Source organism: Actinomycetospora flava (genome assembly GCF_037400335.1).
GTDB classification, from domain to species: Bacteria; Actinomycetota; Actinomycetes; order Mycobacteriales; family Pseudonocardiaceae; genus Actinomycetospora; species Actinomycetospora flava.
This window is the reverse complement of record NZ_JBBEGM010000002.1, coordinates 94,338-106,978: the sequence shown is the minus strand read 5'-3', so window position 1 is coordinate 106,978 and position 12,641 is coordinate 94,338. Positions and strand designations below refer to the sequence as shown.

General features: G+C 74.8%; 15 protein-coding genes. 6 read left to right on the top strand and 9 right to left on the bottom strand.

From position 1 onward, the window contains the following. Window positions 1-28 precede the first annotated feature (28 nt). The 3 genes from WCD58_RS07165 to WCD58_RS07155 all read right to left on the bottom strand — a co-directional run bounded on the left by WCD58_RS07165 (window position 29) and on the right by WCD58_RS07155 (window position 3,056). The gene (locus WCD58_RS07165) at window positions 29-1,039 is read right to left on the bottom strand and encodes an ABC transporter ATP-binding protein (protein WP_337701058.1); all 1,011 of its coding nucleotides are present in this window, start codon (window positions 1,037-1,039) and stop codon (window positions 29-31) included. A 125-nt stretch (window positions 1,040-1,164) separates the two neighbouring features. Then, complete coding sequence (gene mdlC, locus WCD58_RS07160) at window positions 1,165-2,778, bottom strand: benzoylformate decarboxylase (protein ID WP_337701056.1); 1,614 nt, start codon at window positions 2,776-2,778, stop codon at window positions 1,165-1,167. A 50-nt stretch (window positions 2,779-2,828) separates the two neighbouring features. Next, window positions 2,829-3,056 carry a hypothetical protein gene (locus tag WCD58_RS07155; RefSeq protein WP_243741582.1) on the bottom strand — a complete coding sequence of 76 codons (228 nt, stop codon included), beginning with the start codon at window positions 3,054-3,056 and terminating at the stop codon, window positions 2,829-2,831. Window positions 3,057-3,233: 177 nt separating this feature from the next. On the opposite strand from WCD58_RS07155, the gene WCD58_RS07150 reads away from it, so the two are divergent. Next, the gene (locus tag WCD58_RS07150; protein WP_337701053.1) at window positions 3,234-4,391 is read left to right on the top strand and encodes an epoxide hydrolase family protein; all 1,158 of its coding nucleotides are present in this window, start codon (window positions 3,234-3,236) and stop codon (window positions 4,389-4,391) included. Here the strand turns inward: WCD58_RS07150 and WCD58_RS07145 are convergent. Further along, window positions 4,381-5,436 carry a zinc-binding dehydrogenase gene (locus WCD58_RS07145; protein WP_337701051.1) on the bottom strand — a complete coding sequence of 352 codons (1,056 nt, stop codon included), beginning with the start codon at window positions 5,434-5,436 and terminating at the stop codon, window positions 4,381-4,383. The two genes, WCD58_RS07150 and WCD58_RS07145, sit on opposite strands and share 11 nt — an antisense overlap. A gap of 63 nt (window positions 5,437-5,499) precedes the next feature. On the opposite strand from WCD58_RS07145, the gene WCD58_RS07140 reads away from it, so the two are divergent. Then, window positions 5,500-6,066 (top strand): TetR/AcrR family transcriptional regulator, encoded by a 567-nt coding sequence (locus tag WCD58_RS07140; RefSeq protein ID WP_337701049.1) that lies wholly within the window; start codon window positions 5,500-5,502, stop codon window positions 6,064-6,066. Here WCD58_RS07140 and WCD58_RS07135 read toward each other — a convergent pair. Both WCD58_RS07135 and WCD58_RS07130 read right to left on the bottom strand, forming a co-directional pair. Then, window positions 6,059-7,369 (bottom strand): DNA polymerase IV, encoded by a 1,311-nt coding sequence (locus WCD58_RS07135; RefSeq protein ID WP_337701047.1) that lies wholly within the window; start codon window positions 7,367-7,369, stop codon window positions 6,059-6,061. The two genes, WCD58_RS07140 and WCD58_RS07135, sit on opposite strands and share 8 nt — an antisense overlap. A 4-nt stretch (window positions 7,370-7,373) precedes the next feature. After that, a complete protein-coding gene (locus WCD58_RS07130) occupies window positions 7,374-7,841 on the bottom strand; it encodes an HAD family hydrolase (protein WP_337701045.1) in 468 nt (155 codons plus the stop codon). 50 nt (window positions 7,842-7,891) lie between these two features. Here WCD58_RS07130 and WCD58_RS07125 point away from each other — a divergent pair, with 50 nt between their 5' ends. Continuing rightward, the gene (locus WCD58_RS07125; RefSeq protein WP_337701043.1) at window positions 7,892-8,098 is read left to right on the top strand and encodes a DUF2795 domain-containing protein; all 207 of its coding nucleotides are present in this window, start codon (window positions 7,892-7,894) and stop codon (window positions 8,096-8,098) included. An 89-nt stretch (window positions 8,099-8,187) separates the two neighbouring features. Here the strand turns inward: WCD58_RS07125 and WCD58_RS07120 are convergent, their stop codons facing one another. Continuing rightward, window positions 8,188-8,451, bottom strand: a complete 264-nt coding sequence (locus WCD58_RS07120) for a hypothetical protein (protein ID WP_337701041.1) — start codon at window positions 8,449-8,451, stop codon at window positions 8,188-8,190. Window positions 8,452-8,527: 76 nt separating this feature from the next. Further along, window positions 8,528-8,770, bottom strand: coding sequence for a hypothetical protein (locus WCD58_RS07115; protein WP_337701038.1), 243 nt, complete (start codon window positions 8,768-8,770; stop codon window positions 8,528-8,530). 199 nt (window positions 8,771-8,969) lie between these two features. On the opposite strand from WCD58_RS07115, the gene WCD58_RS07110 reads away from it, so the two are divergent. Next, complete coding sequence (locus WCD58_RS07110) at window positions 8,970-9,716, top strand: class I SAM-dependent methyltransferase (protein WP_337701036.1); 747 nt, start codon at window positions 8,970-8,972, stop codon at window positions 9,714-9,716. Here the strand turns inward: WCD58_RS07110 and WCD58_RS07105 are convergent. After that, window positions 9,713-10,006: a hypothetical protein gene (locus WCD58_RS07105; protein ID WP_337701034.1), complete on the bottom strand. Its 294-nt coding sequence runs from the start codon at window positions 10,004-10,006 to the stop codon at window positions 9,713-9,715. The genes WCD58_RS07110 and WCD58_RS07105 overlap by 4 nt on opposite strands. 197 nt (window positions 10,007-10,203) lie before the next feature. Here WCD58_RS07105 and WCD58_RS07100 point away from each other — a divergent pair, with 197 nt between their 5' ends. Together WCD58_RS07100 and WCD58_RS07095 are read left to right on the top strand one after the other, a co-directional pair. After that, the gene (locus WCD58_RS07100) at window positions 10,204-11,568 is read left to right on the top strand and encodes an FAD-dependent oxidoreductase (RefSeq protein ID WP_337701032.1); all 1,365 of its coding nucleotides are present in this window, start codon (window positions 10,204-10,206) and stop codon (window positions 11,566-11,568) included. Between the two features lie 164 nt (window positions 11,569-11,732). Next, window positions 11,733-12,632, top strand: a complete 900-nt coding sequence (locus WCD58_RS07095) for an AurF N-oxygenase family protein (protein WP_337701030.1) — start codon at window positions 11,733-11,735, stop codon at window positions 12,630-12,632. Window positions 12,633-12,641 lie beyond the last annotated feature (9 nt).

Here is a 12,641-nt window from a genome sequence, read left to right as displayed (position 1 = left end):
ATCGGCGTGCTCGTCTGACCGCTCCGCGTCACCGCAGGCCCCTTCCCGTGAGATCGATGAACACGTCCTCCAGCGTCGGCTCGCCGAGCTCGACCTGGGTCACGGTGCCGCCGCCGTCGGCCACCGCCCCGAGCACCGGGGCGAGCGCGGCACCGGCCTCGCCGTCGGCGCGCACGCGCAGCCGCGAGGCGCTCTCGTCGGAGCGGTCCTCCACCCCGGCCACGCCGCGCACCTCCTTGATCCGCCCCTGCAGCGCGCCCGCGTCGGCCCCGGTGAGCACGAGGTCGATCGTCGCCTCGCCGGGCAGGCCCGCCACCAGCGCGGACGGCGTGTCGAGCGCGAGCAGCCTGCCGTGGTCGACGATGCCGACGCGGTCGGACAGCTTGGCCGCCTCGTCCATGTCGTGGGTGGTGAGCACGACCGTCACGCCCGAGGCCGCCAGCTCGACCACGCGGTCGTGGACGAACAGGCGGGCCTGCGGGTCGAGCCCCGTGGACGGCTCGTCGAGGAACAGCACCTGCGGGGCGTGCATGAGGCCGCGCGCGATGATCAGCCGCTGGGCCTGGCCCCCGGAGAGCTCGTCGGGGTTGGTGGTCGCCTTCTCCGACAGGCCCATGCGCTCGAGCAGCTCGTCGGCCAGCGCGCGGCGCCGCGAGCGCGGCACCCCGTGGTACGCGGCGTGCCAGACCAGGTTGCCGCGGGCGTCGAGCGAGCGGTCGAGGTTCGGCCGCTGCGGCACGACGCCGAGCACGGCCCGCGCGGCCACCGGGTCGGCCGTGACGTCGATGCCCGCGACCGTCGCGCGCCCCGCCGTCTTGGTGACCCGCGTGGTCAGCACGCCGACCGTGGTCGTCTTGCCCGCGCCGTTGGGGCCGAGCAGCCCGAACACCTCGCCGCGCCGGACCGCGAAGCTCAGCCCGTCGACCGCGGGCGTGGTGCTGCGCCCGTAGCGCTTCACCAGATCGGCCACCTCGACCGCCGGCGCGGCGTCGTCGGCCTCGCTCCCGGCCGACGGTCGCGTCGTCGTCTGCGTGCTCACCGGCGGTCCTCTCCTGTGCGCCGAACCGTTCGGCGAACGCCGTCGCGACGCTACGCCGGGGGCCCGACACGCTCTTGTCGATTTCGGTGGTGCCCGTCAGGTTCGGACCTGGAGGAAGGTCGAGGTCAAGCACCCGACGCCGGCACCGGCACGTGCACCAGCCGCGGTCCCGGTCCCGCGAAGCCGCGCCGGACCGCCTCGCGCAGCGCGTCCACGGTGTCGACGGTCTCGGCCGGCACGCCGTAGGCCTGCGCGAGCGCGAGGTGGTCGACGGCGGGCAGGTCGAGCCCGGGCACCTTCGGCGTCCGCTCGCGGGAGGCGAACCACTTGAGGATCGCGTACTCGCGGTTGTCGAGGACGAGCACGGTGACCGGGACCTGCAGCGACGCCGCGGTCGCGAGCGCCTGCACGGAGTACTGCAGCGAGCCGTCGCCGATCACGGCGAGCACCGGGCGCGAGGGCTCCGCGAGCCCCACCCCGACCGCCGCCGGCAGCCCGAACCCGAGCCCGCCCGACGCCGTGAAGTACGAGCTGCCCGGCCGCGTGATCGGCAGCCGCGCCTGCTGGGTGCCGCGGTGCGAGGGCGCCTCGGTGACGAGCACCGCGTCCTCCGGCCACACCCCGGCGATGGTGGCGAAGACCTCCTCGGCGGTGAGCTGCCCCTCACCCGCCGTCCGGGGCGCCTCGAGGGCGGCGCGCGGCGGCACCGCCGCCCGGTCCGACGGCCCCGGCCCGACGCGCTCGAGCAGCGCCCGCAGCGTCAGCGCCGGGTCGGCGACGACCGCGTCGCCCACGGGCGCGCGGGCCGCCTGGTCGGCGTCGGCGGTGACGTGGAACAGCCGCGTGTTCGCGGGCAGGAAGGGCCCGGGCACGTACGGGTAGTAGCGGAACACCGCCGCGCCGACCACGAGCACGACGTCGTACGGCTCGAGCGCCTCGGCGAGCGGGGCGATCGCCATCGGCAGCGGGCCCCGGAACTGCGGGTGGTCGGTGGGGAAGCCGACGCGGCCCTCCACGGGCGGGGCGAACACGGCGGCGCCCGTCTGCTCCGCGAGCGCGACGGCATGGTGGAAGCCGCCGGCGGCGTCGACGTCCCCGCCGACCACCAGCGCCGGCGCCCGTGCGGTGTCGAGGGCCTCGACGATCGGGTCGAGACCCAGCGGGTCGGGCGCCGCGCGCTGGTGGACGCGGCGGCCCGCGACGTACCCCGCCGCCTCGGTGGCGGGGTCGACCTCGGCGTACCAGTCGTCCATCGGGATCGACACGAACACCGGACCCCATGGCGGTGTCGTGGCCGCGTGGATCGCCCGGGCGAGGACGGCGGGGACGTCCTGCGGCCGGGAGGGCTCGAGGGACAGCTTGACCGCGGGCCGGGGCAGCACGGTCGCGTCCGGGTTGGTGAGGAGCGCCTCGAGATTGATCATGGGCCGGACCTGCTGTCCGGCGGTGACGACGAGCGGCGCGCCGTTGGCGGCCGCGTTCACCAGGGCCCCGACCGCGTTGCCGACGCCGGGGGCGGTGTGCAGGTTCACCAGGGCGGGGCGGCCGGTGGCCTGGGCGTAGCCGTCGGCCATGCCCACCACCGCGGCCTCCTGCAGGCCCAGCACGTAGCGGAAGTCGTCGGGGAGCTCGGAGAGCATGGGGAGCTCCGTGGACCCCGGGTTGCCGAACACCGTCGTCATGCCGTGGGCCCGGAACACCTCGAGCGAGGCCTCCCGGACCGTGGGTCCGTCCGCCATGCGTGGGGTCTCCCGTCCGTCGACGCCGCGGTCAGACGGACGTGTACCCGTCAGCGGGGACTGTGGAGCCGCGAGATGCGAATGACCACGTCCGGCAGGCCGTCGCCGTCGAACTCGCGCCGCATCTCCTCCGCACGGATGGTCGCCTCGACACCCTCGTACGGCCCGTGCGCGTCGAGCTCGCTGGTCTCCGGGTCGAACACCAGGACGACGTACCCGTCGCACTCGTCCAGGTCCGCCGCCGCCGCGAGCAGAGCCGCCGATCGATCGTTCAGCACGCTGATCACCTCCACCTCGTGCATCGCCACCATGGGGCCCGGTGTGACACCTCGACGCGAAGTTGGCTCGTTCGGGTCACGAACACCAGCCGTCGGCGTGTCGAGTCGCCACGCGTTCGGACCTGTTGATCGGGATCGTTCGGCGGGCCCGCCCGCGGATGGATACGGTGCGGTGTCGTGGCCGCTGACGCACCCGTTCCCGCCGGGAATCCGTCGAACGAGGTCGTGCCGTTCGTCCTCGACGTCCCGGAGGAGCAGCTCACTGACCTGCGAGAACGCCTCCGCCGCGTCCGTCTGCCGGAGCCGGCGACCGACCCCGGCCAGGGCATCGGCCTGGACGCGGTCACCGAGCTGTGCCGTGCGTGGCTCGAGGAGCACGACTGGCGCCGGGTCGAGGACGAGCTCAACCGGCGCGGCCAGTTCCGCACCGCGATCGATGGTCTCGGCATCCACTTCCTGCACGTTCGGTCACCACGTAGTGACGCTGAGCCACTGATCGTCACCCACGGGTGGCCCGGCTCGGTCGTGGAGATCCTCGACGTCCTGGACGCCCTGACCGACCCCGGCGACGACTCCCTGCCCGCCTTCCACGTGGTCGCGCCGTCGCTGCCCGGCTACGGGTTCAGCGACAAGCCGACCGGGCCCGGCTGGGGCGTCGACCGCATCGCCGACGCCTGGGCCGAGCTCATGACCCGCCTCGGCTACGAGCGCTTCCTCGCCCAGGGCGGCGACTGGGGCGCGATGGTGACCACCCAGCTCGCCGTCCGTCACCCCGACCGCGTGGCGATGATGCACACGACGATGCCGCGGGCCCCGCGGCCCGAGGGCGCCGACGAGGCGAGCCTCGACGAGACCGAACGGCGCTGGCTCGCCGAGAGCGAGGAGTTCCGCAAGATCGGCTCGGGCTACTCCGCCCAGCAGCGCACCCGCCCCCAGACGCTCGGCTACGGGCTCGTCGACTCCCCGGCCGGCCAGCTCGCGTGGATCGCCGAGAAGTTCGTCGTCTGGACCGACGGCGACGGCTTCGGCGGCGTGCCCCGCGACCGTGTCCTGGACAACGCGACGATCTACTGGCTGACCGGCTCCGGGGCCTCCTCGGCGCGCCTGTACTGGGAGAGCTTCGGCGGCGTCGACGTCTCGAGCCCCGTCACCGTGCCCAGCGCCGTGTCGTACTTCCCCGCCGAGATGGTCAAGCTGCCCCGCGCGTGGGTCGAGGCGCGCTACACCGACCTGAAGTACTGGAACGTCCTGCCCGCCGGCGGCCACTTCGCGTCGCTGGAGGTCCCCCGCGACTTCGTCGACGAGCTGCGGGCGGCCTTCGCGCTCAGGGGATGACGACGATCTTGCCGACGTAGGCGGAGCCGGCGAACTCCTCCTGCGCGGCGTGGAGGTCGGCGAGGGCGTAGCGCGCGGCGATCCGCGGGCGGACCCGCCCGGCCACGGCGTCGGCGACCAGCTCGGCGAAGTGCGTCCGCGTGTGCATCGACGAGCCGACGAGGCTGACGTTGTGCAGGTAGAGCCGGCGCAGGTCGAGGTCCACGGTGTGGCCGCCGATCGCGCCCGCGATCACCCAGCGGCCACCGTCGCGGATGCGGTCGAGCAGGGCCGGCAGCAGCGGGCCGCCGACCACGTCGACGACGGCGTCGAGCGGCCCGCCGGCCTCCGCCGCGACGGCGTCCGCGACCGCGCCCGGCTCCGCGTCGCGGAGCACGACGCCCGCGGCGCCCGCCTCCCGCAGCGCCTCCTCCTTGCCCGGCGCCGTCAGCGCCACCACGCGCGCGCCCCGGGCCGCCGCGAGCTGCACGGCCGCGAGGCCCACGCCGCCCGAGGCCCCGGTGACCAGCACCGTCTCGCCCGCCGTGATCCGCCCGCGCGCGAGCATCCCCGCCGCGGTGCCGTAGGCGACCGGGAGGCAGGCGAGCTCCTCGTCGGACAGCGGGGAGGCGCCGACGTCGTGGGCGCGGTCGTCGAGGCAGACGACGTACTGCGCGAAGCCCCCGTCGGCCTCGCTGCCGAGCAGCCCGATCGGGCCGGCGTCCGGGCCGTCGCCCTCGTAGAACGCGTTGTCGACGACGACCCGCCGGCCCACGCGGGCCGCGTCGACCCCCTCGCCCACCGCGGCGATCTCGCCGGCGATGTCGCCGCCCTGGATGCGCGGAAAGGTGATCGGGCCCCGCCAGCCGGCGAGAGCGTCCGGGTCGCCGGGCAGCCCGTAGGCGCCGCGGCGGGTCCAGAGGTCGGTGTTGTTCAGGGCGGCGGCGGCCACCCGCACCAGCACCTCGCCGGGCCCGGGTCGCGGCACGGGGACCTCGCGGATCTCGAGCGCCTCCGGCCCCCCGTGCCGCGTCAGCACCGCCGCGCTCATCGTCTCCGGGATCATGTCCACCTCCGACTACACTGGTCTGTGAAGTCCTCACACTACACAGATCTGTGAAGGCAGCGCATGACGACCATGACCCCCGGCGCCCGGCGCATCCTCGACGTCGCCGCGGAGCTCTTCTACGCGCACGGGATCCACGCGGTCGGGGTGGACACGATCGCCGCGGAGTCCGGCGTCACCAAGCGCACGCTCTACGACCGCTTCGGCTCCAAGGACGTGCTCGTCGCGACCTACCTGCGCGAACGCGACGAGCGCTGGCGCGCGCGGGTGAGCGCCGCGGTCGCGGCGGAGAGCGAGCCGGCGCGCCGCGTCCTGGCCCCGTTCGCGGTGCTGGCGGACTGGGTCGCGGAGGGCACGAGTCGCGGCTGCGCGTTCGTCAACGCCTTCGCCGAGATCGACGACCCCGGCCACCCGGCCTTCGCCGTCATCCGCGACGAGAAGCGGTGGTTGCGGGACCTGTTCGCCACCGAGCTCGCCGGGGCGGGCGTGGCCGATGCCGAGACGCCGGCCCGGCAGCTGCTCGTGCTGCACGAGGGCGCGCTGGTGACGCACGCGGTCGCCGCCGAGCCCGGGGTGCCCGCGGCGACGGAGGCGGCGGCGCGGCTCCTGGTGGACGCGGCGCTCAGCTGAGGCTGTCGACGGGGTCGGCGCGGGCCAGCGCCGGGTCGTCGGCGGCGAACGTGCGGGCGCGACCGGGACCGCTGGTCGCGGTCTCGAACCGGGCGGTGACGCGGCCGTGCCCGCTGCCCTGCACCCAGCCGTGGCCGTGCTCGGTGTGCGCGAGGTCGTCGCCGGTGCGCCACTCGCGGCGGGGTTCCGGCTCGGGCTCCTCGGGGGTCTCCGGGGTCGGCGCCGGCGTCGGTTCCGGCGTCGGCGTCCCCGGGAACAGCGCCTCCTGCACCGCGGTGGTGAGCCCGGAGAACGAGACGCCGACCAGCCGCACGCCGGCGTCGGGGAGGGCGGCGACGGCGAGGCGCTGGGCGGTGTCGGTCAGGGTCGCGAGGTCGGTGGTGGCGTCGGGGTGGGTCTCGGCGCGGCTGGTGGTGCCGAACGACGCGCTGCGGATCTTCACGCTGACCGTGCGGGCGGCCCGGTGCGAGGCCACCAGGCGCTGGTGGGCGCCCTCGGCGAGCTCGGCGACGGCGGCGCGGACGGAGTTCAGGTCCGAGAGGTCCTCGTCGAACGTGGTCTCCGCGCTGACCTGCTTGGCCTCGCCCCGCTCGACCAGCGGGCGGTCGTCGAGCCCGCGGGCGAGCCGGTGCAGCCCGGTGCCGACGGCCGACCCGAGCAGCGCGGTGACGTCGGTGGCGTCCATCGCGGCGAGCGCGGCGACGGTCTCCACGCCGCTGCGGTGCAGCGTGGCCTCGGCGACCGGGCCGATCCCCCACAGCGCGCGCACCGGCAGCGGGTCGAGCAGCGCGCGCTCGCCGCCCTGGGCCACGACGTGCACGCCGTCCGGCTTCGCGAGCCCGGACGCGATCTTGGCGACCTGCTTGCCCGACCCCGCCCCCACCGACACCGCGAGCCCCGTGACCGCGCGGACCTCGGCCCGCAGCTTCTCGGCGAAGGCGCGCACGTCGTCGGCATCGGCGTCGGCGAGCGCCTCGGGCTCGGCGAAGGTCTCGTCGTAGGCGACCTGCTCGAGCACCGGCGCCCACGCCCGCACGACACCGAAGAAGCGCTCGGAGAGCACGCGGTACAGCGCGGTGCGCGGCGGCAGCGCCGTGGCGTGCGGGCAGAGGCGCCGCGCCTGGCCCATCGGCATCGCCGAGCGCGCCCCGCACGCCTTCGCCTCCCCGCTCGCGCCCGCCACGATCCCGCGCGGCCCGAGGCCGCCGACCAGCACCGGGCGCCCACGCAGCGTGGGACGGGTCAGCTGCTCCGCGGACGCGAAGAACGAGTCGAGGTCGAGGTGCAGGACCCAGCGGGGCACCGGTTCAGGATGCCCCGAGCGACCACAGCTCGTCCGGGCGACGCAGCACCGCGGTCGCCCCGGCCGCCCACAGCGCCCCCTCCCGGGTCCCGCCCCAGCCCACGCCGACCGGGACGAGGCCGTGCGCGCGGGCGGCCTCGAGGTCGGCGGGGCTGTCGCCGAGCATCGGCGTGCCCGGCGCGGCCGCGGTGACGCCGAGCCCCAGCAGCGCCTCGCCCACCACGGCCGCCTTGCCCGCGTACCGCCCGTCGACCCCGCGCCCGGCGACGCTGGCGAAGCACCCGCGCAGGCCGAGGTCGTCGAGCACCCGGCGCGCGGTCGCCGTGCCCGCCGACGTCGCCACGGCGAGGTCGACCCCGCGCGCGTGCAGGGCCTCGACCAGCGCGGCGACGCCGGGCGCCGGGCGCGTCGCGCCGGGGACGGTGAGCGTGCCGTCGAGGTCGAACACGACCGCGGGGAACGGAGGCGTCACACCCGCGAGTGTCGCGGTTCGGGGGACGGGGCGCCGGGGACCCGCCGCTCATGGGTTACGACGTCACGCAGGTGCAGAAGTCGCTCGCCGGGTTCCAGTACCCGGGCGGCCCGGACGACCTGGCGCAGCACGCCAGCTCGCAGGGCGCCGACCAGCAGCTGGTCGACACCATCAAGGGCCTCGACAAGGAGCAGTTCGACGGCCCGAACGCCGTCATGAAGAAGCTCAGCGAGGCCGGGGCGCTCGGCGGCAGCTGAGCCGCACGCCCGCCCCCGGAACGAACGAACGGCGCTCTCGCTGCTTGCGATGCAACGAGAGCGCCGTTCGTTCGTCCGGTGGGCGGAGGTCAGTGCGGCAGCGTCGGCAGGCCCCGCTTCACCATGTCCCGCGCGCCCTCGAGCGTGCCGTCGCCGAGCCACGTGTTCGGGTCGAGCTGCGAGAGGTTCCAGCCGCCCGGGCGCACGCGGGTGCCGTAGAGGAACGTGTCCTTGTTCTCGACCCACTGGATCTCGTAGTCGATCGGATCGGGTCCGCCGGAGCTCCACCGCCACGCCGCGCCCGACCCCCGCGACGTCTCGTGCAGCTCGACGCCGTCCACCTCGATGGCCATGCCCACCCCTATCCGGCCCCGGTGAGCCGATCGGAGCAGGAATCTACCGGCCGTCCGGCGCGATGGGCACGTCCTCTCAGGCGGCCGAGCGCGGTGCCCAACCCTCCCGGGTGAGGGCTCCGACGATGCGCACGGCCTCCCGCCGGTGCGCGTCGGCGCGGTGGCTGGTCCAGCTCCACTGCTCGCACTCGGCGTGCAGGAGGTGGCAGACGACGGTGATCGCGTGCTCCCGGTCGCCGGCCGGGACGTCCGCCTGCCGCGGGCGCGCGCCCGGTCTCATCAGCTGGGCGACGGGCGAGTGAGCGGGTACGACACTCATGACGGACCTCCCCTGCGGCGGCCGGAGGGCTCCGGCCGACCCGGGTCGTGCGCAGCGGCGACCTCGACGCGTGGCCTGACCCCACCGAGAGTGACCGGTCGGGGACCGGCGGGAAACAGCCAGGGGACCCAGGCCACAGCACCCGGGTGGGGACGTTCGCCACAGCGGCGGGACCGCCGGTCCCGGCATGATGCTGCGCATGGCCACAGCAGAGCAGCCGACGGCCGGGTGGAGCGTCGAGCTCGACACGACCCCGGGACGCCGCCAGGCGCAGGAGGAGTTCCTGCTCCACCACGCCGACGGCACCGACGAGCGGATCACGCTGCACGACTACGCCCGCGTGTACGACGTTCCCGGGCTGTACGAGGAGGTCGTGCAGCGCCGCCTCGAGTGCGCGTCACCGCAGACCGTGGCCGCCGCCCTCGTCGAGGCCGCGGCCGGGGAGGGGCGCGACCCCGCCGAGCTGCGGGCCTTCGACCTCGGCGCCGGCAACGGCGTCGTCGGCGAGGAGCTGCGGGCCCGCGGCGTCACCGTCGTCGCGGGCGCCGACGGGATCCCCGAGGCCCGCGACGCCGCCCACCGCGACCGTCCCGGGCTCTACCAGCACTACCTGGTGGGCGAGCGCCTCGACGTCGAGCAGGTCACGGCCATGGTCGGCGAGGAGCACCTCACCGCGCTCGTCGCCGCGGGCGCCGTCGGCGAGGGGCACGTGCCGGTGGACTCGCTGGCGCAGCTGTGGGACGCGTTCCCGCCCGGCTCGTTCCTCGCGCTGACCCTGGCCGGCGGCGAGAAGGACCACGACATCACCGACGTCGAGGCGATGCTCGAGGCGACGAGCACGTCGGCGCACCGCACCCGCACGCTGGTGCGGCGCAGCTTCCGGCACCGCGTGAGCATGGCCGGCGACGACCTGACCTACCTGGTCCTGGTCGCCACCAAGGATTAGCCCGCCCCACCCCGCACGAGCACGAGCCGCGGCCGGGCCGCGTCCGGCGTCGTCGCCGGTCGGCTCGGCTGCGGTCCCGGACGCGTGCCGGGGTGCGGTCCACGACGGGGGCGGCGGGTCCGCGCGCTGGTGCCCACGAGGCCGACGAGGTCGTTGACGAGGTCGTCGGCGAGCTCCTCGGAGAGCACGCCCCCGCCCGCGTAGTCGTCGAGCACGTCGAGGCCGCGGCGCCACGGGGTCCCGGTCGCCACGCCCGTCTCGTCGAGCGCGCCGATCTCGTCGCTGATCATCGCGGGGGACGTTAGCGCTGGTGAAGCGTCGATCTCGCGCTCGATGAGCCCATGGAGTGACCACTCGACCGAGGCGCGATCGAGCCACGCCCCGACTCGGGATCACCTGTCCGGCGGCGTGTCGCGCCCGGCGTGGCGTCCGGCGACCTCGCCGACCGACGGGTGCGGCCCGCGGTGAGGTGGGCCACGATGATCCGGTGGAGACTCACGCGACGCGACCCCACCACGTCGCCGTCGTCGGTTCCGGGCCGTCGGGCTTCTACGCCGCGGCCGCGTTGCTCGACGCGGATCTGGACGTACGGGTGGACATGTTCGACCGGCTGGCCACGCCCTGGGGGCTGGTCCGCGCGGGGGTGGCCCCCGACCATCCGAAGATCAAGTCGGTGTCGTCGCAGTACGACAAGACCGCCGCGCGCGACGGGTTCCGGTTCTTCGGGCACGTCAGCCTCGGTCAGGACATCACCCGCGACGAGCTCCTCGAGCGCTACGACGCGATCGTCTACGCCGTCGGGTCGCAGACCGAGCGCCGCCTCGGGATCCCCGGCGAGGACCTGCCCGGCAGCATCGCCTCGGTCGACTTCGTCGGTTGGTACAACGGGCACCCCGACTACGTCGACCTCGCGCCGCCGCTGGACACCGAGCGCGCCGTCGTCATCGGCGCGGGCAACGTCGCCCTCGACGTCGCCCGCATGCTCCTGCTCCCCGAGGCCGACCTGCGCGCCACCGACACCGCGGACCACGCGCTCGACGCCCTCGTCGACTCCGGCGTGCGCGAGGCGGTGATCTGCGGGCGCCGCGGGCCGCGCGAGGCGGCGTTCACCACCACGGAGCTGCGCGAGCTGAACGACATCGACGACCTCGCGGTCGTCGCCGACCCCGAGCAGGTCCCCGCCGGCATCGCCGACGACGACACGCTGCCCAAGGGCACCCGGCGCAACCTGGAGATCCTGCGCGGGTTCGCCGAGAACGCCCCCGACCCCGCGGCGCGCCACCGGATGGAGTTCCGCTTCTACCGCTCGCCGGTCGAGATCCGCGGCGACGGGAAGGTCGAGGAGATCGTGCTGGCGGTGAACCGTCTCGAGACCGGCGACGACGGCCGCACGCGCGCGGTCGACACCGGCGAGCGCGAGACCGTCCCGACCGGCCTGGTGCTGCGCGCGGTCGGCTACCGGGGCATGGCGCTGCCCGGCGTCCCGTTCGACGACGACACCGGCACCGTCCCGCACACCGAGGGGCGGATCGACGGTGACGAGCACGCGCGCGAGTACGTCGTCGGCTGGATCAAGCGCGGGCCCAGCGGGATCATCGGCACCAACAAGAAGGACGCCAACGAGACCGTCCGCCACCTGGTCGCCGACCTCACCGGCCGCGAGCCCCTCGCCGCCGAGGACGACCACCACACGGCGATCGAGACGTGGCTGCGCGACCGCTGCCCCGACCTCGTCGACCAGGCCGGCTGGGCGGCGATCGACGCCCACGAGCGCGGCCGCGGTGAGCCCGACGGCCGCCCGCGCGTCAAGGTCGTCGACCGCGACGAGCTCCTCAAGCTCTCCCGCCCGTAGCCCCACGTGCGTGATCTTCTGAGCTACGACTCAGAAGATCACGCACGTGACGGCCGCCTCCGTGATCGCAGCCACACCCCGCTCCAGCCGGACATGCTGTTACCGCTACCTTGGGTATCACCTACCGCAGGTAACAGTGACCCGAGGTTCGGCCAGGAGGAACCATGACGACCGCGGAGCAGAGCACCACGCACCGGGCGGACGTCGCGAATCGACTGCTCGACTCGTCCGACCAGCTCTCGTACGACCCGCTGCGCGAGGTCGACTGGGACGGCGAGGTCGATCCCCGCCACCACGGCACCTCGCCGGAGTGGAGCACCCTCTACGGCACCGCCTACTGGGACGAGATGACCGAGGAGCAGCGCGCGGCGCTGACCCGCCAGGAGGCGGCGTCCGTCGCGAGCACCGGCATCTGGTTCGAGATGATCCTGCAGCAGATGATGATCCGGGACTTCTACGCGAAGGACCCGACCGACCCGGCCTTCCAGTGGGCGCTCACCGAGATCGCCGACGAGTGCCGGCACTCGATCATGTTCGCGCGCGGCGCCAAGAAGCTCGGGGCGCCCGCGTACCGGCCGCCGCGCCACGTGATCGAGGGCGGGCGCGTCTTCAAGACCCTCGCGCGGGGCGAGGCCGCCTACGCCGCGATCCTCGTCGCCGAGGAGGTCCTCGACGTCATGCAGCGCGACTGGATGCGCGACGAGCGCGTCGCCCCGTTCGCGCGCACGATCAACAACATCCACGTGGTCGAGGAGGCGCGCCACATGCGCTTCGCCCGCGAGGAGACCCTCGAGCGCCTGCAGGGCGCGAGCGCCGCGCGCCGGCAGTTCAACGCGCTGGTCGTCGCCTTCGCCGGCTACTTCATCGTCACCAGCATGTGGAACGGCAAGGTCTACGAGAACGCGGGCCTCGACGCCAAGCGCGCCCGGCGCGAGGCGCGGCGCAACCAGAACCACCGCGCCCTGCTGCGCTCGAGCTGCGCCGGGCTCATGGAGTTCCTCGACTCCGCCGGGCTGCTGACCCGCCCGGCCAAGGCGCTCTACCGCGCCGCGCACGTCCTGTAGGAGCGCGGG